The sequence below is a fragment of the Luteimonas salinilitoris genome (assembly GCF_041300785.1).
Lineage (GTDB): Bacteria > Pseudomonadota > Gammaproteobacteria > Xanthomonadales > Xanthomonadaceae > Luteimonas > Luteimonas salinilitoris.
In genome coordinates, this window is sequence record NZ_JBFWIB010000004.1 from 83,212 (window position 1) to 105,726 (window position 22,515).

14 protein-coding genes are annotated in these 22,515 nt (G+C 67.5%); 7 read left to right on the forward strand and 7 right to left on the reverse strand.

What is annotated here, in order from left to right; all coding sequences use genetic code 11:
* Positions 1 to 4 precede the first annotated feature (4 nt).
* The 6 genes from AB5T46_RS08705 (at position 5) to AB5T46_RS08730 (ending at position 11,644) form a co-directional block, all read left to right on the forward strand.
* Positions 5 to 1,984 carry a sialate O-acetylesterase gene (locus AB5T46_RS08705; protein ID WP_370563728.1) on the forward strand — a complete coding sequence of 660 codons (1,980 nt, stop codon included), beginning with the start codon at positions 5 to 7 and terminating at the stop codon, positions 1,982 to 1,984.
* Positions 1,985 to 2,195: 211 nt separating this feature from the next.
* Positions 2,196 to 3,452, forward strand: coding sequence for a D-mannonate dehydratase ManD (gene manD / locus AB5T46_RS08710; protein WP_370563507.1), 1,257 nt, complete (start codon positions 2,196 to 2,198; stop codon positions 3,450 to 3,452).
* A gap of 164 nt (positions 3,453 to 3,616) precedes the next feature.
* Positions 3,617 to 5,326: a glycoside hydrolase family 43 protein gene (locus AB5T46_RS08715; protein WP_412753980.1), complete on the forward strand. Its 1,710-nt coding sequence runs from the start codon at positions 3,617 to 3,619 to the stop codon at positions 5,324 to 5,326.
* Between the two features lie 35 nt (positions 5,327 to 5,361).
* Positions 5,362 to 8,115: a glycoside hydrolase family 3 protein gene (locus tag AB5T46_RS08720; RefSeq protein ID WP_370563509.1), complete on the forward strand. Its 2,754-nt coding sequence runs from the start codon at positions 5,362 to 5,364 to the stop codon at positions 8,113 to 8,115.
* Between the two features lie 253 nt (positions 8,116 to 8,368).
* Positions 8,369 to 9,844, forward strand: a complete 1,476-nt coding sequence (locus AB5T46_RS08725) for a mannitol dehydrogenase family protein (RefSeq protein WP_370563510.1) — start codon at positions 8,369 to 8,371, stop codon at positions 9,842 to 9,844.
* Between the two features lie 81 nt (positions 9,845 to 9,925).
* The gene (locus AB5T46_RS08730) at positions 9,926 to 11,644 is read left to right on the forward strand and encodes a sodium:solute symporter (protein ID WP_370563511.1); all 1,719 of its coding nucleotides are present in this window, start codon (positions 9,926 to 9,928) and stop codon (positions 11,642 to 11,644) included.
* Between the two features lie 58 nt (positions 11,645 to 11,702).
* Here the strand turns inward: AB5T46_RS08730 and AB5T46_RS08735 are convergent, their stop codons facing one another.
* The 6 genes from AB5T46_RS08735 to AB5T46_RS08760 form a co-directional block, all read right to left on the reverse strand.
* Entirely contained in the window at positions 11,703 to 12,080 is a 378-nt protein-coding gene (locus AB5T46_RS08735; protein ID WP_370563512.1) for a YybH family protein, read from the reverse strand.
* Positions 12,077 to 13,639 (reverse strand): MFS transporter, encoded by a 1,563-nt coding sequence (locus tag AB5T46_RS08740; protein ID WP_370563513.1) that lies wholly within the window; start codon positions 13,637 to 13,639, stop codon positions 12,077 to 12,079. The genes AB5T46_RS08735 and AB5T46_RS08740 overlap by 4 nt, the downstream gene beginning before the upstream one ends.
* A gap of 147 nt (positions 13,640 to 13,786) precedes the next feature.
* Positions 13,787 to 14,851 (reverse strand): alpha/beta hydrolase, encoded by a 1,065-nt coding sequence (locus tag AB5T46_RS08745; RefSeq protein WP_370563514.1) that lies wholly within the window; start codon positions 14,849 to 14,851, stop codon positions 13,787 to 13,789.
* A 65-nt stretch (positions 14,852 to 14,916) separates the two neighbouring features.
* Positions 14,917 to 16,332 carry an aspartate aminotransferase family protein gene (locus AB5T46_RS08750; RefSeq protein ID WP_370563515.1) on the reverse strand — a complete coding sequence of 472 codons (1,416 nt, stop codon included), beginning with the start codon at positions 16,330 to 16,332 and terminating at the stop codon, positions 14,917 to 14,919.
* 10 nt (positions 16,333 to 16,342) lie between these two features.
* Positions 16,343 to 16,762: a VOC family protein gene (locus AB5T46_RS08755; protein ID WP_370563516.1), complete on the reverse strand. Its 420-nt coding sequence runs from the start codon at positions 16,760 to 16,762 to the stop codon at positions 16,343 to 16,345.
* Positions 16,763 to 16,770: 8 nt separating this feature from the next.
* Positions 16,771 to 17,493 (reverse strand): iron-containing redox enzyme family protein, encoded by a 723-nt coding sequence (locus AB5T46_RS08760; RefSeq protein WP_370563517.1) that lies wholly within the window; start codon positions 17,491 to 17,493, stop codon positions 16,771 to 16,773.
* A 579-nt stretch (positions 17,494 to 18,072) separates the two neighbouring features.
* Here AB5T46_RS08760 and AB5T46_RS08765 point away from each other — a divergent pair.
* The gene (locus AB5T46_RS08765) at positions 18,073 to 18,828 is read left to right on the forward strand and encodes a hypothetical protein (protein WP_370563518.1); all 756 of its coding nucleotides are present in this window, start codon (positions 18,073 to 18,075) and stop codon (positions 18,826 to 18,828) included.
* Positions 18,829 to 18,963: 135 nt separating this feature from the next.
* On the opposite strand, the gene AB5T46_RS08770 is transcribed toward AB5T46_RS08765, so the two are convergent.
* Positions 18,964 to 21,918, reverse strand: coding sequence for a TonB-dependent receptor plug domain-containing protein (locus AB5T46_RS08770; protein WP_370563519.1), 2,955 nt, complete (start codon positions 21,916 to 21,918; stop codon positions 18,964 to 18,966).
* Positions 21,919 to 22,515: the final 597 nt, after the last annotated feature.

The window sequence follows — 22,515 nt, forward strand, 5'->3', positions numbered from 1 at the left end:
GCCGATGGCTTCGCTGTCGCGCGCCGCTGTCCTCGCGCTGCTGGCGTTCTCATTTGCGACTGCCGCGCGCGCGGCCGACGACGGTGTTGCGCCGCTGCTGCACCCCATGTTCCAGGAGCACGCGGTGCTGCAGCGCGACCGGCCGATCCGGATCTGGGGTCGCGCGCAGCCCGGCGAGGAGGTGCGTATCGCCATCGCCGGAAAACGCGCACGCGATCGCGCCGACCAAGCCGGGCGCTGGGAAGTCCGGTTGCCGGCGCTGGCGGTCGGCGGTCCCTACACCCTGGTCGCCACCGCGTCGGGCGGTGCAACGCAGACCGTGGACGACGTGCTGGTCGGCGACGTGTGGCTGTGCTCGGGCCAGTCCAACATCGTGCTGCAGGTGCACCGCACGCTGGACTCGCGTGCGGAGATCGCGGGCGCCGACAACGACACGATCCGCATGCTGACGGTCGGCGAGACCGGCAGCGTGGTGCCGCTGGAGACCTTCGCCGAGCCGGTGCGCTGGCTAACGACGAATCCGGAGACCGTGCGCGACTTTTCCGCCACCTGTTACTACTTCGCGCGCGAACTGCAGAAGCGGGTCGACGTGCCGATGGGCCTGATCAGCGCGGCTTGGGGCGGATCGCGGATCCAGGCGTGGATCCGCGATGACGCATTGCGCACGACCGGCGGGTACGACGACGAACTCGACGTGCTGGCGCTGTATGCCGACGATCCCGTGGCCGCCGTCGCGGACTGGGGCGGGATCTGGACCGAATGGTGGCGCGGACGTTCCGACGTGGCCGCGGGCGACGAGCCGTGGAATCCCGATGCCGCCCCGAGTGCCGGCTGGCGCGAAGCGCCGCGCGAACTCGGCGCGTGGGAACGCTGGGGCGTGCCGGAGCTGGCCGAGTTCGACGGCATGGTGTGGTACCGCACGACGGTGAAGCTGACCGCGCGGCAGGCGGCGCAGGACGCGGTGCTGGCGCTGGGCCCGGCCGACGAGATGGACATGACCTGGGTCAACGGCCGTGCCGTCGGCAGCACCTACGGTGCAGGCGACGCACGCGAATACCGGCTGCCGCGTGGCCTGCTGCGCGAGGGCGACAACGTCGTCGTCGTCAACGTGCTCGACACCTATCGCGACGGCGGGCTCGCCGGGCCCGCGTCCCGCCATGCGCTGCGGTTCGACGACGGTTCCAGCGCGCCGCTCGACGATGCGTGGACGTACCGCGTCGTGGCGGGCGTCGACTGGCCGCCGCGGGCGCCCTGGCAGTCGGCCGCCGGCCTGTCGACGCTGTACAACGGCATGATCGCGCCGATCGGCCGCTACGACCTGCGCGGCATCGTCTGGTACCAGGGCGAAGCCAACACCTTCGAGGCCGACCGCTACCGCGGACTGCTGCAGGCGCTCAGGAGCGACTGGCGCGCACGCTTCGGCGCCGACCTGCCGCTGCTGGTCGTGCAGCTGCCCGGCTACGGCATGCCTGCGACGCAGCCCACCGAGAGCGGTTGGGCCGGGCTGCGCGAGGCGCAGCGGCTGACCGCCGCCGAGGACCCCCTGACCGGACTGGCGGTCACGATCGATATCGGCGACCGCTACGACGTACACCCGCCGAACAAGCAGGAACTCGGCCGTCGCCTCGCGCGCGTGGCGCGTCACGTGGTCTACGGTGAGCAGTTGCCGCCGTCCGGCCCGGTGCCGCGATCAGCGACGCGCGAGGGCGAGGCGGTCGTGGTGCGCTTCGGTGATATAGACGATGGCCTGGTGGCCTACGGTGCGGACGGTCCCATCGGCTTCGAGCTGTGCGCCGCCGGGGCGGAGACGTGCCGCTACGCGAGCGCGCGGATCGAGGGCGACCGGGTGACGCTGCGCGCATCCCCGACGCCTGCCGCGACGCGCGTGCGCTACTGCTGGGCGGACAGCCCGATCTGCACCCTTTACGACGGCACGGGCCTGCCCGCCGGCCCGTTCGAGATGGAGGTTTCCGCCGCTCCATGAAATCGCCACTCCCATCCACGAGATCATGTTGGCCGCGAATCGACGCGGATAAAGCCATGCGAGGAACTGCCTTCGGGTTGCACGCAACCGCTCATCCGCGTTCATGCGCGTTCATCCGCGTTGATCCGTGGCGAATGGCTTTCAGGCGTGCATTCCGGGCGTCCGCCCCCGCGGGAGCAAAGAAGGAGATACCGACCATGAGCGATACCCCATGAACCAGAAGCCGGAATCCGGACACCCGGAGCAGGGCGCTTCGCGCGACCGCGAGATCGTCGATGCCAGGGTCATCGTGACCTGTCCGGGCCGCAATTTCGTCACGCTGAAGATCGAGACGCGCTCGGGCGTGTACGGCCTCGGAGACGCCACGCTCAACGGGCGCGAGCTCGCGGTCGCCGCCTACCTGCAGGAGCACGTGGTGCCGAACCTGATCGGTCGCGACGCCGGCCGCATCGAGGACACCTGGCAATTCCTGTACCGCGGCGCGTACTGGCGCCGCGGCCCGGTGACGATGACCGCGATCGCCGCGGTGGACGTCGCGCTGTGGGACATCCTGGGCAAGATGGCCGGGTTGCCGCTGTACCGGCTGCTCGGCGGGCGCTCGCGCGAGGGCGCGCTGGTCTACGGCCATGCCAACGGCAGCGACATCGGCGAGGCCAGCGAGGCGGTGGGCCGCTTCATCGAACAGGGCTTCCGCGCGGTGCGCGCGCAGTGCGGCGTGCCCGGCGTCAAGAAGGCCTACGGCATTTCCAGCGGCAGGGCCTACGAGCCGGCCGAGAGCGAACTGCCGGTCGAGACGGTCTGGTCCACGCCGAAGTACCTGGAGACCGCGCCGAAGCTGTTCGAACGCCTGCGCGCCGACCACGGCAACGACGTCGAGCTGCTGCACGACGTGCATCACCGCCTGACGCCGATCGAGGCGGCGCGGCTGGCGCGCGACCTCGAACCCCACCGCCTGTTCTGGCTGGAGGACGCCACGCCGGCGGAGAACCAGAAGTCCTTCGAGCTGATCCGCAAGCACTCGGTCACCCCGCTGGCGGTGGGCGAGGTGTTCAACTCGATCTGGGACTGCAAGCACCTGATCGAGCAGCAGCTGATCGACTACATCCGTACCACAATCGTCCACGGCGGCGGCATCACCCACGTGCGCCGCCTGGCGGACTTCGCCGCGCTGCACCAGGTGCGCACCGGCTTCCACGGCGCAACCGACCTGTCGCCGGTGTGCATGGGCGCGGCGCTGCACTTCGACACCTGGGTGCCGAACTTCGGCATCCAGGAGTACATGTTCCACTCGGACGAGACCGACGCGGTGTTCCCGCACGACTACGTCCTCCGCGACGGCCGCCTGTACTGCGGCGAATCCCCCGGCCACGGCGTCGACATCGACGAGGCGCTCGCGGCGAAATTCCCCTATGCACCGAAGCAGCTGCCGGTCGCGCGGCTGGAAGACGGCACGATGTGGGACTGGTGAGCGCCATGACTCCATTCCGCCAAGTGTTTACCCCCTTTGAAAAAGGGGGCCGTGCGATCCGAAGGATCGCGCGGGGGGATTTGCTCTTCCCCCGGCCAAGAGCAAATCCCCCCGCCATCGGCGAAGCCGATGGCGGCCCCCTTCAAAGGGAGCGACGGCGGGCGATCCTTCGCGGCTGCCTTGCATGGCTCCTCGTCCTGTTCGCCACGCCCGTGCTGGCGCGGGAGCCGGTGCTGTTCGACTGGTTCGAGTACCGGGGCAAGGACGCCGTCTTCGAGCAGCCGGTGCCCGAAGGCCACTACCGCAATCCGGTGCTGGCCGGCTTCCACCCGGACCCCAGCATCACGCGCGCGGGCGACCGCTTCTACCTGGTGAATTCCAGCTTCGCGTTCTTCCCCGGCATCCCGGTGTTCGAGAGCACGGACCTGGTGCACTGGCGGCAGATCGGCAACGTCATCGACCGCCCGTCGCAACTCGACTTCGACGGGCTGGGCATGTCGCGCGGGGTGTTCGCACCGGCCATCGAGTACCACGACGGCACGTTCTACGTGGTCAACACCGCGGTGGACAGCGGCGGCAACTTCATCGTCACCGCCACCGATCCGGCCGGGCCGTGGTCGGATCCTGCCTGGCTGCCGACCGTCGACGGCATCGACCCGTCGCTGTTCTTCGACGACGACGGCAAGGTCTACCTGCTCAACAACGGTCCGCCCGAGGGCGAGCCGCGCTACGAAGGACATCGCGCGATCTGGATGCAGGCCTTCGACATCGCGAAGCTGCAGCCGGTCGGGCCGCGCAGGGTGCTGGTCGACGGCGGCGTCGACCCGTCCACGAATCCGATCTGGATCGAAGGGCCGCACATCTACAAGCGCGACGGCTGGTACTACCTCAACTGCGCCGAGGGCGGCACCGGGCCGCAGCATTCGCAGGTGATCCTGCGCAGCCGCGAGGCATGGGGCCCGTACACGCCCTACGACGGCAATCCCATCCTCACCCAGCGCGACCTGCCCGCCGACCGCGCGCACCCGATCACCAACGCCGGGCATGCGGACCTGGTGGAGGCGCCCGACGGCAGCTGGTGGGCGACGTTCCTCGCCAGCCGCAACTACGGCGGGGTGCACTACAACACCGGCCGCGAGACCTTCCTGCTGCCGGTGGCGTGGAAGGACGGCTGGCCGACGATCCTCGAACACGGCCTCGAGATTCCCTACGTCGCCCCTGGCCCGACGTTCCTGTCGCGCACCGCCTCGCAGGCGCCGTCGACGGGAAACTTCACCTGGCGCGACGAGTTCGATGCGCCCGAGCTGGGCCGCGCCTGGATGTTCGTGCGCGTGCCGAAGCAGGCATGGGCGGACCCGGCCAGCCACCCCGGCCGGCTGGCGATCGAACCATTGGCCGAAGGCCTGGATACGTTGCGCAACCCGGCATTCCTCGCGCGCCGGCAGCAGCACATCGCCTTCGAGGCCAGCACCGCGCTGCAGGTGCCGGTAGAAGCGGGCACGGACGCCGGCATCGCCGCATTCCAGAACGAGACGCACTGGTACTTCCTCGGCGTGCGCCGTGTGGCCGCGCCTATTGGCGAGACCGGTGGCGAAAGCAATGCCGAGGGCGAGGGCGGACACATCGAGCTGTTCCTGGAAAAGAGCAGCCATGAAGGCAGGCAGGTCGTCGCCACCCGTACTTTGCCCGCGGTGGACGCGTTGCAGCTGAAAATCGAGGGCGACGGCGGCGACTACGCCTTCGGCTTCGATGCCGGCCAGGGCTGGCAATGGTTCGCCCAAGGGCAGGACGGCACCCTGCTCAGCACCGACGTGGCCGGTGGTTTCATCGGCGCCACCCTGGGCCCGCACGCACGCTTCGTGCCCGACAAATGAGGGAACAACCCATGCGCCCAATGTCGATCGACATCATGCCCCCTTCGTTCGGAGCAAGGCCCGTCACGCGCCTTCTGAAAGGGCGCATTCTGCCCGCGCTGACGCTGCTGTTTGCGCTCGGCTGCGCCGCGGCCTGGGCCGGCGAGCCGGAACGTGCAAAGGACACGCAGAACGCCCCCGCCTGGCTCGATCCCGATCGCAGCTTCGAGGAACGCGCTGCCGAACTCGTGTCGCAGATGACGCTCGAGGAGAAGGCCGCGCAGATGCAGCACGACACCCCGGCCATCGAGCGCCTGGGCGTGCCCGCCTACGACTGGTGGAACGAGGCCCTGCACGGCGTCGCCCGCGCCGGCGGCGCCACGGTGTTCCCGCAGGCCATCGGCCTGGCCGCGACCTTCGACACCGCGCTGATGGCAGACGTCGCCCATGCCATCAGCGACGAGGCTCGCGCCAAGCACCACGAGTTCGCCGCCCGCGGCCAGCGCGGCCGCTACCAGGGCCTGACCTTCTGGTCGCCGAACATCAACATCTTCCGCGACCCGCGCTGGGGCCGCGGCCAGGAAACCTACGGCGAGGATCCCTTCCTCACCGCGCGCATGGGCGTGACCTTCGTGCGCGGCCTGCAGGGCGACGGCCCCGGCGATGCAGACCAGGACACTCCCTACCGCAAGCTCGACGCCACCGCCAAGCACCTCGCCGTGCACAGCGGTCCGGAGGCCGACCGCCACCACTTCGACGTGCACCCGTCGAAGCGCGACCTGTACGAAACCTACCTGCCCGCCTTCCAGGCGCTGGTGCAGGAAGGGCAGGTGGCCGCGGTGATGGGCGCCTACAACCGCGTCTACGGCGAGTCGGCCAGCGCCAGCCGGTTCCTGCTGCAGGACATCCTGCGCCGCGACTGGGGCTTCGAGGGCTACGTGATGTCCGACTGCTGGGCGGTCGAGGACATCTGGAAGAACCACAAGATCGTCGCCACCGTCGAGGAGGCCTCCGCGCTCGCGGTGAAGAACGGCACCGAACTCAACTGCGGCCACAGCTATGCCAAGGCGCTGCCGGTCGCGGTGCGCAAGGGCCTGATCACCGAAGCCGAGCTCGACGATGCACTGACAAGGCTGATGGCATCGCGCTTCCGCCTCGGCATGTTCGATCCGCCCGAGCAGGTGCCTTGGGCGCAGATCCCGTATGCGGTGAACCAGTCGCCCGAACACGACGCCCTGGCGCGCCGTGCCGCGCAGCAGTCCATCGTGCTGCTGAAGAACGAGGGCCTGCTGCCCCTGTCGAAGGACCTGCGCCGGGTGGCCGTGATCGGCCCGACCGCCGACGACACCATGGCGCTGCTGGGCAACTACTACGGCACGCCGGCGGCGCCGGTCACCGTGCTGCAGGGTATCCGCGAGGCGTTGCCGGACGCGGAGGTGATCCACGCGCGCGGCGCCGACCTGGTGGAGGGCCGCGAAGACCCGGCCGCCGCGCCCCTGATCGAGCCGCGCTACCTGCGCCCGGCGCCGGATTCGACCGAGCGCGGTTTGCACGGCGAGTACTTCCGCGGCCGCGAGCTGGCCGGCGAACCCGTGCTCACCCGCGTCGACCCGCAGGTCGGTTTTCGCTGGGACCGCGGCGCGCCCACCGACGACCTGGCCGCGCGCGGCGAGATCACCCCCGTGCAGGCGCTGGCCGGCGACGACTTCAGCGTGCGCTGGACCGGGCAGCTGCTGCCGCCGGTGAGCGGCCGCTATGAGCTGGACGTGGCCGCCAACGACGGCTTCCGCCTGTTCCTCGACGGCGAAGCGGTGCTGGAGCGCTGGACCGACACCGAGCGCCTGGCCGGCGACAGCGTCGCGCTCGACCTGGAGGCGGACCGCGCCTACGACCTGCGGCTGGAGTACTACGAGACCGAGCGCGACGCCGGCGTGCGCCTCGCCTGGCGCATGCCCGGCGCAAAGCCGCCGTTCGAGGAGGCGCTGGAGGCTGCGCGCAACGCCGACGCGGTGGTCTTCGTCGGCGGCCTCACCGGCGACGTCGAGGGCGAGGAGATGGACGTCAGCTATCCCGGCTTCGCCGGCGGCGACCGCACCGACCTGCGCCTGCCCGCCCCCCAGCGCAAGCTGCTGGAGGCGCTGCACGCCAGCGGCAAGCCCGTCGTGCTGGTGCTCACCACCGGCTCGGCGTTGGCGATCGACTGGGCGCAGGACAACCTGCCCGCGATCCTGGTGGCCTGGTACCCCGGCCAGCGCGGCGGTAGCGCCGTCGCCGACGTGCTGTTCGGCGACGTCAACCCCGCCGGTCGGCTGCCGGTGACCTTCTACAAGGCGGACGAGCAACTGCCCGCCTTCGACGACTACGCCATGGCCGGCCGCACCTACCGCTACTTCGACGGTGAACCGCTGTATCCGTTCGGGCACGGGCTGTCGTACACCCGCTTCGACTACGCCAACCTGCGTGTCGACCGCGATGGCGATCCTGTCGCTTCCGACGACGCGCTGACCGTGCAGGTCGACGTGCGCAACGCCGGCGAGCGCGCCGGCGATGAGGTCGTGCAGTTGTACCTGCGTCCGCTGGGGCCGCAGCGCGAGCGCGCGTTGAAGGAGCTGCGCGGCGTGCAGCGCATCCACCTGCAACCCGGTGAGGCGCGCACCGTGGAGTTCACGTTCACTCCCGAAACCGATCTGAAGCACTACGACGATGAAGCGGAGGGCTACACAGTCGATGCGGGCGATTACGAAGTGCAGATCGGCGCATCGAGCGCGGACATCCGTTTGAACAAGCGCTTTACGGTTGGCGCGGAATAGCGCCCCAACCCCTCTCCCTCTGGGAGAGGGGTTGGGGCGAGGGTAGGGAGAAGTCGCGATTGATCCGGACGCCTGCCGCTTCGCCGTATCCTCATCCGGCGCTTCACGCCACCCCCGACCAACAGCACTTCGGGGGCAGGCTCTTCTCCCGGAGGGAGAAGGAAGAGCGGCCCTCCGCTGGGACGACTTCGACAGGCAGTAACTGAAATACGATCTTGGAGACGCAGTACCGATGACCGATCTCGCCCCTGTCATGTCACGTTTGAACGAAGCCACACTGGCCGCGCTACCGCCGGCCATCGTCCGGCCAGCCTACGACCGAACCAAAACCCGCATCGGCATCGTCCACATCGGCGCCGGTGCCTTCCACCGCGCGCACCAGGCCGTCCACATCGACGACCTGCTCGCCGACGACCCGGACTGGGCCATCTGCGGCGTCTCCCTCCGCAGCGCCGACGTCCGCGACGCACTGGGCCCGCAGGACGGCCTGTACACACTCGCCCTGCTCGGCGGTAACCTGAGCCTGCGCGTGATCGGCGCGATCCGCGAACTGCTGTGCGCACGCGAAGAACCCCAAGCCGTGCTCGCACGCCTGGCCGACCCCGCCGTACGTCTGGTCACCCTGACGATCACAGAGAAGGGCTACTGCCTGTCCGGCGACGCCCTCGACCTCGCCCATCCCGACATCGCCCACGACGTCGCTTCCCCGCAGGCGCCGGCAAGCGCGATCGGCTACGTCGTCGCCGGCCTTGCCCTGCGCCGCGCCGCCGACATCGCCCCGTACACCGTGCTCAGCTGCGACAACCTCGCCGACAACGGCGGCCGCCTGCGCCGCGCCGCGCTGCAGTACGCGCAGGCGTTCGACCCGGACCTCGCACGCTGGATCGAAACCGAAGTCGCCTTCCCGCGCTCGATGGTCGACAGCATCACCCCCGCCACCGACGACGCCCTGCGCGAGCGCGTCGCCGCGCAACTCGGCTGCGCCGACGCCTGGCCGGTGCAGCGCGAGCCCTACACCCAGTGGGTGATCGAGGACCATTTCTGCAACGCCCGCCCGGCCTTCGAGCGCGCCGGCGCCACCATCAGCGACGACATCGCCGGCTACGACCACGCCAAGCTGCGCCTGCTCAACGCTCCGCACTCGGCGCTGGCCTATCTCGGTTCGCTGATGGGCATCGAGACCGTCGCCGACGCCATGCGCCAGCCGGCTCTGGCCGGGTTCGTCGAACGCCTGATGCGCGCGGACATCGCACCCACCCTCGACGCCCCGCGCGGCTTCGATCCAGATGCCTACACCGACGCCATCCTCGCCCGCTTCCGTAACCCCGACATCCGCCACCTGCTCTCGCAGATCGCCTGGGACGGCTCGCAGAAACTGCCCGTGCGCATCCTCGGCACCATCGCCGACGCACTCGTCGCCGGCCGCCCGATCGATCGCCTGTGCCTGCCGGTCGCGGCGTGGATGCGTTTCGTGCGCCGGCAGGCGCGTAACGGCGTGGCGCTGGTCGACCCGCTCGCCGATACCCTGTCCGCGCTCGACCGTACCACTGCCGGCGATGCGAGCGCCGCCGTCGCCGCCTTCCTGGCGCTCGACGCCATGTTCGCCCCGATGTCCGGCGATGAACGATTCGTCGCGGCGTTACGCGACGCCTACATGGCGCTTGGTGACGCGACGCCTGGTGCGGTGTCGCGCGCACTTGCGGCAGCGGGCGGGACGGCGGATGTGTAGCGCCTTTGGAGCCGGGATGACCGCCGGACCCGTCTTCGCGTTCGGCGCCGACGCTTGGGCCCTCAACAGGTAGACACGCACATGCCTATCAACCCGACCATGTCCAGCCTCGATTGGATCGTGATCCTTCTGTACTTCACCCTGATCGGCGTCGTCGCCTGGTGGTACGGAAGGAAGCAGAAAGACAGCGTCGATTATTTCCTTGCAGGACGCAACGCGGGTTTCATCGCGGTCGGCGCATCGATCTTCACCTCCAACATCGGCTCCGAGCACATCGTCGGCCTGGCCGGGCAGGGCGCATCCACAGGCATGGCCATGGCGCACTGGGAACTGCACGCCTGGGTCCTGATCCTGTTGGCAGGGTTCTTCGTCCCGTTCTACTACAAGTCGGGCGTCAAGACGATTCCGGAGTTCCTGGAACGCCGGTTCAATGCGCGCGCACGCACCATCCTGTCCGTCGTGTCGCTGGTGGCCTACATCTTCACCAAGGTGAGCGTTACCGTATACGCGGGCGCGATCGTGTTCCAGGCGCTGCTTCCCGATACCTTCGGTTCGCCCGACAACGCGTTCTGGGTCGGCGCATTTACCACGGTGATCCTGACGGGCATCTACACGGTGTTCGGCGGCATGCGGGCCATCATGGCGACGGCGACACCGCAGGCGGTCATCATTCTGTTCGGCTCCTTCGTCATCACCTTCATCGGCCTGACAAGGCTCGGCGAAGGCGCGGGTGTCGTGGCCGGTTGGGGTGAACTGGTCTCCGCATCGAAGGGTAACGCGCTCGATTTCGCGCTTTGGCGACCGCTCAGCGATCCGGACTTTCCCTGGCTCGGCGTCCTGATTGCCTCGCCCATCATCGGCATCTGGTACTGGTGCACCGACCAGTACATCGTGCAGCGCGTGCTGTCCGCAAAGGATCTCGCGACCGCGCGTCGTGGCGCGCTGTTCGGCGGCCTGCTGAAAGTCTGGCCGGTGATGATCTTCCTCGTCCCCGGCATGATCGGCTGGGCCCTCCACCAGAAGGGCCTCATCCAGATGCCGATGAAGATGGTGGGCGGCGAGTCTGTCATCGATGGCGATACGGTATTTCCGACGCTGGTAACCGCGCTGCTGCCATCGGGAATCCGCGGCTTGATCGTGGCGTGCCTGCTCGCCGCGTTGATGAGCTCGCTCGCCTCGCTCTTCAACTCGAGCGCCTCGTTGTTCACGGTCGATATCTACGAGAAGCTCCGCCCCGGAAAATCCGAGCGGCACCTGTTGACGGTAGGCCGCATCGCGACAGGTGTCGTCGTCGTGTTGGGGCTGCTGTGGATCCCGGTCATGAAAGTGATCTCCGGTGGCGGGATCTACCAGTACCTGCAGAGCGTTCAGGGGTATCTCGCACCGCCGATTACCGCGGTCTTCCTGTTGGGCCTGTTCTGGAAGCGCATCAACTCGCAAGGCGCCGTTTGGGCGCTTGCGGGCGGCTTCATCCTGGGCATGTTCAAGCTCACCTGCCAGGCGTTCTTCGGTTCCGGCAAGATCGAGAACCCTGCCTTCCTGGCAGCGATCGGCGACTTCAATTTCCTGTACGCCACCGGCATCCTGTTCGTGGCAAGCGTCGCGCTGCTGGTCGTCGGCTCGCTTACCAGCCCGGCACCCGCTGCGGAGAAGATCGCCGGGCTCACCTATGGGTCGATCAAGGCGATCGCCGGCGAAGAAATCGGCAAGAGCTGGGATTTGGGCAACAAGATCATGGCCGGTCTCATCCTCGCGCTCGTGCTGGGCATCTATTGGTACTTCAGCTTCTGGCTCGAATGAAGCGAGGACGTGCCAAAGTGGGAACGGTCCTGGAAGGAATCATCGCGGGGCTCTTTCGCTACTCCCCAGACTCGAGTTCAATCGGGTAGGAATGATGCTCGTGCGCGATCAGCCATTGCTCCTTTTCCTTCCGCAGTCCAAGGGTGATACGGACCTGGGAATCGAAGATCTTCACGATGGCATGGCAGTACGCCACAGATTGGTCGGCGACGATTCGCAGCTCCGTCACGTCGAATGACCCCGCACCTCCCGGGCTGTGATCGAAAAACAGTTCCCAGGTCTTCCTGTATTCCTCCATTCCCCTGGATTGCAGAGGCATGGGCACATCGAACATCACGATGTCGTCGGCGTGGTTCGCAAGCACGCCATCCATGTCCTTTGCCCGGACGGATTTTGCCCATCCTTCGATCAGTGCGCGGATCTGATGGTCGTTCATGACTCCGTCTCCTTCGATATGGCCGGGATATCAGGGCTACGCTGCGGCCTGCGGTCCAGGAACAGCGCGGTCGCAGCCGCTGCGATCAGGGCAATCGCTGTGGAAGCCAGGGCGGCTGCCTGAAAGGCTTCGACGAATGCGCTGCGCGAGACGTGGATCAAGACCGCTCCGAGCGGTTCGTGCAGAACCTCTGCCACCGAGAGCGCGCCTGCCAACGTGCCGCGTGCGGCTTCAGCGGCACCCCCTGACAGATTGCCGACAACAGCGCCGGCCATCGTTCCGCGATACATCAAGGTGACGACGCTGCCGAGCAACGCAATGCCGAGGGCGCCCCCGAGTTCGCTGCTCATCTCCGAGATGCCGGCCGCCGCACCCGCCCGTTCAGGCGGAGCGGTGCTCACGATCAGGTCGGATGCGAGCGTAAATACCGGGGCCAGCCCGATTGAGAATATGACATACGCCGTCGCCACCACCGCCAGATCGTGTTCCGTCCCGGTTTGCGTCAGCAGGCCGAAACCGACCGCCGCGATCACGAAGCAGATTGCGATCAAACGAGACGGCCTCACGTGATTCACGATGCGTGGCGTGAGCATCGCGCCGGTGACGAACGCCACGCCAGACGGAGCCGACCATAACCCCGCTGCGAGCGGCGAGAGTCCGATCACGAGCTGAAAATACTGGGCGATCAGCAGGAAGCTGCCAAACGCGACGAAGAAGCCGACGATGTTGATCATCAGGGCTGCGCTGAACGCCGGCCTTCGGAACAGGTCGAGATCGACGAAAGGCTCGGCCAGATGGCGCTGTCGACGCAGGAAAACGACCCCGATCAGGAGGCCCGCGACGATCGATGCCGCCGCCGCCCAGTCTGCACCGTGCTCGGCGATGCGCTTGATCCCGTAGACGACGGTCAGAATCGCGACGATGCAGAATGCGGCGCTGGAGATATCCGGCCGACCGGCCTGCGGATTCCGGAATTCCGGGAGCAGCCTGGGGCCAACGACGAGCAGCAACATCATGACCGGGACATTGATCAGGAACACCGAGCCCCACCAGAAGAACTGGAGCAGCACGCCGCCGACCAACGGTCCAATCGTGCCTCCCGCGGAAAAACTGGCAATCCAGACGCCGATCGCAAACGTGCGTTGCTTCGGATCGAGGAACATGCTGCGAAGCAGGGACAAGGTCGAAGGAGCGAGAGTCGCCGCCGCCAGGCCGAGAAGCGCGCGTGCCGCGATGAGTGTTTCGACGCTCGGGGCGAACGCGGCCAGGACCGACGCACAACCGAACGCCGCTGCGCCGATCATCAGGAGCCGACGTCGACCGACGCGATCACCGAGGACACCCATCGGTATCAGCGCGCCGGCTAGCACGAATCCGTAGATGTCGACGATCCACAACAGCTCGGAACCGGTCGGTTGCAGGGCCGCGCTGAGCTTCGGTACTGCAAGATTCAGTACGGTCAGGTCCATCGAGTAGAGCAGGCAGGGCAGCGCCAGCACGGCAAGCCCGAGCCACTCACGACTGCTCGCTTTTGGGACTTCTGGGCTTCGAGTGCTCATGATGCGCCGCCGTCACCTGCAGATTGCCTTCTGTCTATGACGAACGAGCCGCATCGAAATCGACAGTGCAATCTGAGCGCAATCAGTTTGCCGCGCTTGCGGCGATCACGATGGCGAAGGCCGTTGTGCGGGGCGACAGCGTGCCGCTTACTTGCCCAGATGCCTGTCGAAGAACGCCGCGATGACCGCGTAGGCCTCCTTCGACTCGGGGAGTTCCGGGTCGGAGAAGAACGAGTGCCACATGCCGTCCCAGACGTGCAGGTCGGTTTCGACGCCGGCGTTGGTGAGCAGCCGCTGGCTCTGCAGCACGGAGCTCATGGCGAAATCGCGCGTGCCGCTGATCAGCAGGGTCGGGGGGAATTGTTTCAGCATGTCGGGCGAATTGGCCGGGAGCACCAGCGGATCGCCGGCGTCGGCGCCCTTGAAATAGGGCAGGTGCTCGGTGATCGATATCGGGCCGCTGCCGACCGGATCGCCGCTGAGCGCCGGCGAGACGTACGAGGAATCACCGCCGAGCGGCGCGATGGAACCGCAGAAGGTGCCGATGGCACCGGGCAGCTCGACGTCGTCCTCGATCAGGCGCGCCACGACTTCGCCGGTCAGGAGGCCGCCGGCGGAACATCCGTAGATGCCGATGTTCGCGGCGGGGTAGGTCTTGAGCAGTTCCCTGTACACGGTCGCGACGTCGTCGCTGGCCGCCGGGAAGACGTGCTCCGGACCCTGCCGGTAGTCGACGCCGATCACCTTGATCCTGCCGACCGCGGCCACCGGGATCGCCTCGACCAGCGCACCGCTGCGCGCGCCCCAGAGGAACGCGCCGCCGTGCAGGTTGATCAGCACCCGGTTGCGGTTCTCCGGCGCGATGCCGCCGGCGGGTTCGGCGACGTCCGCCCCCACGCCCGCGATCGTCTGCGTGGACAGCTCGACCGGGTAGAGCTTCTTCATCCGCTCGACGCGATCGGTGTTGATCCTGGCGTAGAAGCTGCGCGCCGCCTCGATGCCGCCGTCGAGGCCCGGCGATTGCCTGCTCTCGACCAGCACCTGGCGGAACCGCTGCAGCGATTCCGGCGACGCGAACGTCGAGTACGGCACGGTGAAGGGCGGAAGCGCCATGCTGCCATCGGCGCTGCTGGTGGGACGCGGAGGTTCCGCGGCGTGTGACATCGACGACAGGCCCGCCAGCCCGGCGAGCAGGAACGGAAGTGCGCGCATGCGTCTTCTCCGCGGTGTTCGGTCCGCGGCAAAGCCTAGCAGGCGATCTGCATGGGTTCCTTCGCCTATCCGCCGGCGTGTCGATCGGCGACCGCCAGCGCCTCGTCGATGATCGCCAGACCCTCGCGCAGGTCCTGCTCCCCGATGGTCAGCGGCGGCACGACATGCAGGCGATTGGAAAACGTGAACGGCCATAGGCCGCGGCGCTTGCACTCGGCCGCCAACTCGGCCATCGGCAGGTTGGCGGCGCCGGCGGCGTTGAATGGCACCAGCGGTTCGCGGCTGGCGCGGTCGCGGACCAGTTCGATCGCCCAGAACATGCCAAGCCCGCGCACGTCGCCGACCGACCGGTGGCGCGCCTGGATCTCGCGCAGCGCCGGTCCGATGACCGCTTCGCCCAGATGGCGGACACGTTCGAGGATGCCTTCCTCGCGGTAGATGCCGATGCAGGCGACCGCCGCCGCGCAGGCCAGTGGGTGACCCGAATAGGTCAGTCCGCCCGGATACGGCCGCGCCGCGAAGCCTTCGGCGATGCGCTCGCTGACGATCACGCCGCCCAGCGGCACGTAACCCGAGTTGACGCCCTTGGCGAAGGCGATCAGATCAGGCGCGACGCGCCAGCGGTCGATGGCGAACCATTCGCCGCAGCGCCCGAAACCGGTCATCACCTCGTCGGCGATCATCGCGATGCCATGGTCGTCGCACAGCCTGCGCACGCCGCGCAGGTAACCGTCCGGCGGCGCCAGGATGCCGTTGGCGCCGACCACGGTCTCCAGCAGCACCGCGGCGATGGTGTGCGGGCCCTCGAATGCGATCGTGTCGGCCAGATGCGCCAGCGCGCGTTCGCATTCCTGTCCCTCACTGTCCGAGTGGAACGCGGAGCGGTACGGATACGGCCCCCAGAAATGGACGAAGCCCGGCGCGGCATGGGGTTCGGACGGCCAGCGCCGCGGATCACCGGTCGCGGCGATCGCCGCGGCGGTCGCGCCGTGGTAGCTGCGGTAGGTGCTGAGCACCTTGTGGCGGCCGGTATGCAGGCGGGCCATGCGGATGGCGTTCTCGATCGCCTCGGCGCCGCCATTGGTGAAGAACACCTTGTCCAGATCGCCCGGCGCCACCTCGGCGATCAGCCGGGCCGCCTCGCTGGTGGCCGCGTTGGCGTGGTAGGGCGCCACCGTGCACAGCGTCTCGGCCTGGGCCCTGATCGCTGCGATCAGCCTGGGGTGTTGGTGCCCCACGTTGACGTTCACCAGCTGGCTGGAGAAATCCAGCCAGCGCCTGCCGTCCTCGCTCCAGAAATGCGCACCCTGCGCGCCGGCGACGACCACCGGATCGAAGGCCGCGTGGGCCGTCCACGGGTGCAGGACGTGCGCGCGATCGTGCCGCCGGGCGGCCGAACGGGCTGCGACGGGATCGATGCCGCCCGCCGGGTCGCGCCCGGCCGTGTCGGCAGCGATGGCCATCTCGTCGCGCGTCGTCATCGCCGCACGCTCAGGGGATGAAGGTCTGCTCGGGATCGTCGAACGACTTGAATTCCAGGGCATTGCCGGAAGGGTCGAACAGGAACATGGTCACGTGCTGCCCCGGCTTGCCCTTCAGGCGCAGGTGCGGCTCCTCGTGGAACGCCACCATGGCCGCCTTCAGCCGCGTCGCCAGCGCTTCCCACGACGCGCGGTCCAGGTTCATGCCGAAATGCGGGATCGGAACGGCTTCGCCGTCGAAGCGGCCGCTCTGCAGCGGCCGGCCTTCTCCGGAGATGTGCGCGACCAGGTGATGGCCGAAGAAATCGAAGTCCTGGTAGGACGTGTCGCTGCGTCCCTGCGGACAGCCGATCACCTCGCCGTAGAAGTGTCGTGCCTCGTCCAGGTCGCGCACCGGGAACGCCAGGTGGAACTGCGTGATCGTGCCCATGACCCCGCTCACGAGGCCGCCTCCAGCCGCGGCACGCAGGCATCGAGGATGTTCTGCCAGAACAGGTTCCACGCGGTGATGCTGCGTTCGTAGCCCTTGGCCAGTTCCGGCAGCACGCTGGGATCGTGGCGAAGGTATTCATCGATGGCCCGGCGGGTGAGTTCGCCGTGCACGATGTCCTCCTCACCGGTGTGGATCGTCCAGAATTCCCAGTCGATGCGCTCGGCGTTCGCGCGGATGGACGGGTTCTTGCGCATGTGCTCGTACAGGACCGTCAGGTAGGTCTGGCACAGGCATTCGCCGCCCATTCCGCGCAGGCCCACGCCGTAGGCGACCGGATTGCCGGCCATGTCGCGCGTCAATCCCTTCAGGATCCGTTCGTTCGCGGGCAGCGGCGCCTGCAGCGCCTCGCCGGTCACGCCGATGCTGGCCAGGAAGCGGTCGTACACCGCCGGGTGGGCCTTGCGTGGATCGCTTTCGCCCAACTCCTCGGCGAGAATCTGACCCAGCAGGCTGCGCAGCCCGCCGAAAGGCAGGCGTGCCACAAGTAGGGCGAGATCGCCGATGTAGTCGATGGTGAAGAACCGGTATTGGATGCAGACCTGGCGCATGGCCTCGGCGTCGAGCTCTTCGAGCACCTGCATCCTCTGCATCGCCAGGGCCTCAGTCGCCTCCTTGGCCTCGTCGGCGAAACGCCAGAACTGTTCCCGGGTCATCGCTTGATCTTGCATTCACATCACTCCTGATGGGCGGGAGGTGCAAGCCCGCGGATATCTGCACACATGCTTTCGTGCGCAGATGATGGTTGTCGGACGCGAGTGGGACGTGCAGGCAGGCCGCGAACGCGAAGACGTTTCGCATCTTAGGGATCGCCTTCGTATCGATCGCGGAATGGCGTCACATTCATTCAGGCAAGGCGCGGCGCAGGCGGACGTTTTCCGGCGCGCCGCGCAAATGCGCTCCTCACCCGACGGCACGAATTTGCGTGGATTGCAGGCAATCCGCAGGTGCTGCGCATGTCCTTCGCATGGGCGTGACGAACGTGACCAAACGCTGAAGAGGTGTTGCCCGCGCTGCACAGCGGGTTGGTCTGGTGCCGTTTCCGGACCGGCGCGTTCGTATTAATCTTCATCGCGGCACGCCGTGCCTGCGAACACGGGTTAGCATCGTGCCGCGCCGTCCCCGGACGCCGGTGCGGCTGCGCCCAGATCGTTTGCCGGCGATACCGACGTAGAGGTCACCGCATGTGCGATGCAGCCCAGAGGCAGGACCGTTCCGGGACGCCCGCGCCAGCATTCGCCGGCGCGGGCGTGAACCTGCTGTGGACCAGCGGCTGGGATTCGACGTTCCAGTTGCTGCGGCTGCTGTTGAAGCACCGCCTGCCGGTCGTGCCCTATTACCTTGAGGACCCGACGCGCGCTTCCACCACCACGGAGCTGCGCACCATGCGGCGCATCGGCGACGCGCTGCGCGACACCTTTCCCGAAACGCGCGACCTGCTGCAGCCGCTGCGCACCTTTCCGGTCGGAGAACTGGAGCCCGATCCGGACATCGCGGACGCCTTGCGAACGATCCGCACGCGCATTTTCATCGGCAGCCAGTACGAATGGCTGCCGCTGTTCTGCAAGCGCCACGGCATGGCCGGGATGGAGCTGAGCGTGCACGTGGACGACAAGGTGCAGGCGCTGCTGGCCTCATTCGTCTGCGAATTCGATCAGGCCGGCAAGTACCGCAGCTTCCGGGTGGACCCGCGCCATGCGGGCACGGCCGAGTACGCGCTATTTCGCTATTTCAGTTTTCCGTTGTTCCGGATCGACAAGCGGGCGATGGCCCGGGAGGCCGAAAGCGAGGGCTGGAGCCGGATCATGGACATGACCTGGTTCTGCCACCGTCCGCTGCAGGGCAAGCCATGCGGCACCTGCGCGCCGTGCGCATACGCCATCGAGGAAGGGCTGGCCTGGCGTGTCCCGCGTGCCAGGCGCGTGCTGTCGTTCTTCTACCGGAAACTGGCCCTGCCGCTGAAGCCGCCGATCCGGGCGGCGCTCGCATCGGTATGGAAGCGGTAGGCCCGCTCGGGCGGCGGCCGTCGGCTCACCCGGTGCCGGCTGTTGGCCTGGCTGAAAGGAATGACCGAAGCCCGCCGCAAGAGAGCCCGGTTCGCACCGGGCTCCGGTCTCGCGACGACCTCGCGTACATCTGCATCAGTCGAACCTGTACACGACCTCCGCGGCCACTTCGCGGCCGATCGGATTGGACACGCAGTAGGCGAAGCCGCCGCACCACTTGTCCTGGTAGTGCTTGTCGAAGATGTTGTTGACGTAGAAGTTCAGGCGCAGCGCGTCGGTGGCCTGGTAGCCGACGCTGCCGTTCCAGTAGATCTTGTCCTGGTTGTAGAAGTCCACCAGTTCGCTCTGCTGGCCGTAGGTGATGCTGCGCTCGCCGGTGTCCGGGTTCTCGCGCAGGTCCGTGCAGTCGGTGGCCACGTCCGGGCGGAAGCCGCTCGGCAGCGCGGCGCAGGCGCCGAAGCGGTCGCTGCGGGTGCCGGCGATCCAGTCCACGTACAGCACCGCGGTCCAGGGATCCATGGTCCAGCTGGCGCTGGCGCGGCCGCGGTAGCGCATCTGGCGTTCCTGGTCGCGGGTGTTTTCGAACAGGTCGCCCGGGAACTGGGCGATCTTGTAGGTCAGCTGCTTGGTCCAGTTCAGCGCGAAGTCGAAGGTCCCCCAGTTCGCGGTCGGCAGCTGGTAGCGCGAGGCCACGTCGACGCCGCTCACGCTCTGCTGGGCGCGGTTGATCGGACCGATCTCGACGCGGGTGACGACGCCGTTGGCGTCACGGGTGACGCGGCTGATCTGCAGGTCGCACAGGGCCTGGCTGGGCGGGGTCCGGCGCGGCTTGTCGGCGGGCGCCTGTCCGGTCAGGCAGTAGGCCTCGTCCAGCAGTACCTGGTCGGGGCCGACGTCGTCGATCGCATTCTCGATGTTGATGCGCCAGTAGTCGGCGCTGAGCGAGAAGCGCTCGAACGCATCCCAGACGAAGCCGTAGGTGAGCGAGTCGCCGGTTTCGTACAGCAGGTCCTGGGTGCCCTGGCGGGCGATCAGGGGATTGTCGATGTGGTAGGGGTCGCCGACGCCGCCGGGACAATTGCTGGTCTGCCGGTCGGGATCCTGCAGGCAGGCCAGGTAATCGACCTGGTCGGCCACGCTTTCGCTGGCGCCGGCGTAGACGAAGTGCATGTCCGGCGCGCGGAAGCTGGTGGCGTAGCTGCTGCGCAGCAGCAGGTTCGAGAACGGCCGCCACTCCAGGCCGAGGTTGTAGGTGTTCTTGGCATCGTCGGCGACCGCGTCGTAGCGGTCGTAGCGGCCGGCGGCCGACAGGGTCAGGCTCTCGAGCAGCGGGACCTTGAACTCCACGCCCACCGCGTAGCGGTTGCGATCGCCGCCGCCGGTCTCGATGTTGCCGAATGGCGTTTCGTATACGGGATCGGTGCCGAGGGTGTTCGGATCGGGCGTCAGCTCGTAGCCTTGCCGCGCGGCCTCCAGGACGCCGGCGAAGCCGATCGGGCCGGCCCAGCCCTCGAACAGGTCGCCGCTGAGCACGAAGCTGGCCTGGGTGAGCCAGGTGCGCGCCTTCTTGTCGCCGACCGCGCGGACGCTGTCGTAGTCGCCCCGGGAGACCGGATTCCAGAGCCGGTTGAGGTCGGGGGCATGGATGTCCAGGCCGGTCGCCGGATCGATGCCCAGCGACGGCCCGAGGAAGAAATCGACCGCACGCGCCTCGTGGATGGTCGGGAAACGCTCCTGCAACTCGTACTCGGCGCGGCCGACGGCGACATCCCAGTCGAAGCGGTCGTTGAAGACGGTGCCGCGCAGGCCGGCGTTGAAATCCCAGTTCGTTTCCTTGGACACGGTCAGCGCGCGCTCGACGCCGCCGATCTCGCTCGGCACGAAGTAGCGCAACAGGCTCATCTCCCGGCCGCTGTCGGCATCGATGTAATTGGGGCTGCCCCAGGCCGGCATGAAGGTGTTGCTCTCGCCGGTCGAGTCCCAATAGCCGACGGTCGCCCAGGCTTCGACGTTGCCGAACTGCTTGGTGCCGTACAGGTAGGCCGAGAGGTCCTCGCTGCCGTTGCGCAGGGTCCAGTGCTCGAACACGGCATTCTGGCCGCACTGCCAGCCGGTATCGGTCTGCGCGCCGTTGAAATCGTTGTACTCGATGCGATGTTGGGTAAAGAAGGCGCCGTCGAACTGCTCGCAGGCGCCGTCCGGCGGCCGGATGCGGAGATTGCTCTGGACGTCGTACAGACGAATGCCGGTGCTGGGCAGGTTCGTCGCGACGCCTTGCTGCACGCCGCCATAGCCCCAGTTGCGGCGCGGCGAATCGAATTCCGAATCCATCCACGGCCGGTCGTGCGCCCACAGCGGCTTGCGGTCGAAGTACTGCAGGGTGTAGGCCACGCTCCAGTCCTCGCCGTGCCTGCCGCCGGACCAGGAGACGTCGCGCACCGAGCGCCCGCCCTCGGTGGTGGTGCCGTAGCGCGCACGCAGGGTGTCGCCCTCGATGTCCTTCTTCAGGATGACGTTGACCACGCCGGCCACCGCGTCGGAGCCGTAGATCGCCGAGGCGCCGCTGGAGAGCACCTCGATGCGCTCGACGATGCCGGTGGGGATGTTGTTGTAGTTGGCGAAGTTGCTCTTGCCGGTATAGGGCAGCGGGTAGTCGGACACGCGGTGGCCGTTGATCAGCAGCAGGCTGCGGCCGGGGCCGAGGTTGCGCAGGTTGAGCGGACTGGCGTTGACCGAGCTCTGGCCCCAGTCGTAGTCGTTCTGCACGTTGCCGGTGACCTCGGTCAGCGAGCTGAGCGCCTCGTAGATCGTGGTGAAGCCTTCCTTCCTGATCTGTTCGCCGGTGATGATCGTCACCGGCGCCGGGCCCTCGATCTCCGCGCGCTTGATGCGCGAGCCGGTGACGGTGACCGTATCCAGCGTCCTCGCGTTTTCGTCGGGCCCGGTTTCGGCGGGCGCGCCCGCCTGTTCCGTGGGTGGTGGCTGTTGCGCATCCTGATCCTGCGCCTGGGCGAGTGCCGCGAACGGCGGGAACAGCGCCAGTGCGAGCGCACTCGCCAGGGCGTTGCGGTGGAAGGTTGAATACTGCATCGGGAGCCCCCTCCGGACGTTGAATTGCCTGATAGTCCAACCGCGATGGACAGGCTCCGATCCCGAAACCATCGCGCTCGCTTGGTTTGCCGAGGATGTGACGCCGTAATGACATCGTTGCCTCAACGCGACCATACGCGACAAAATTGGCCCAACCATGTGATGTACATCACTCTTTTAGAACGATCCAAATGTAAATGCAAGGGGCAAGCCTTCGAGAGTCGCTGTAATCGTTTCCAGTCCCGCGTCGCATTCGGCGCGGCCCGGTTGCGCCAGGTATCGGCCGCTGTACCGATCATGGCGTCGTGCGGACCGTCGATCGGCCGCACCGCTTCGCCGCGCGGGGAGTTTCAAGGCCCTCATCCGGCGAATGCCGAGGGTCCATCTTGATCTTTTTCTTCAACGATGCCGAAACGCCAATGGATTCCAGCTTCCGCCGGGACGACGGCTCCGGCTGTCGCCGGGATATAACGATGCGAAGAAAGCCGGCGTCGATTTCCAGAAGATCCTGCAGATCTCGACGCTCGTCATTCCGAACGGAATGACGGATCTGCCGTTGACAAGCTCGTCCCTCCCGGACGAGCCGGGGGAACAACG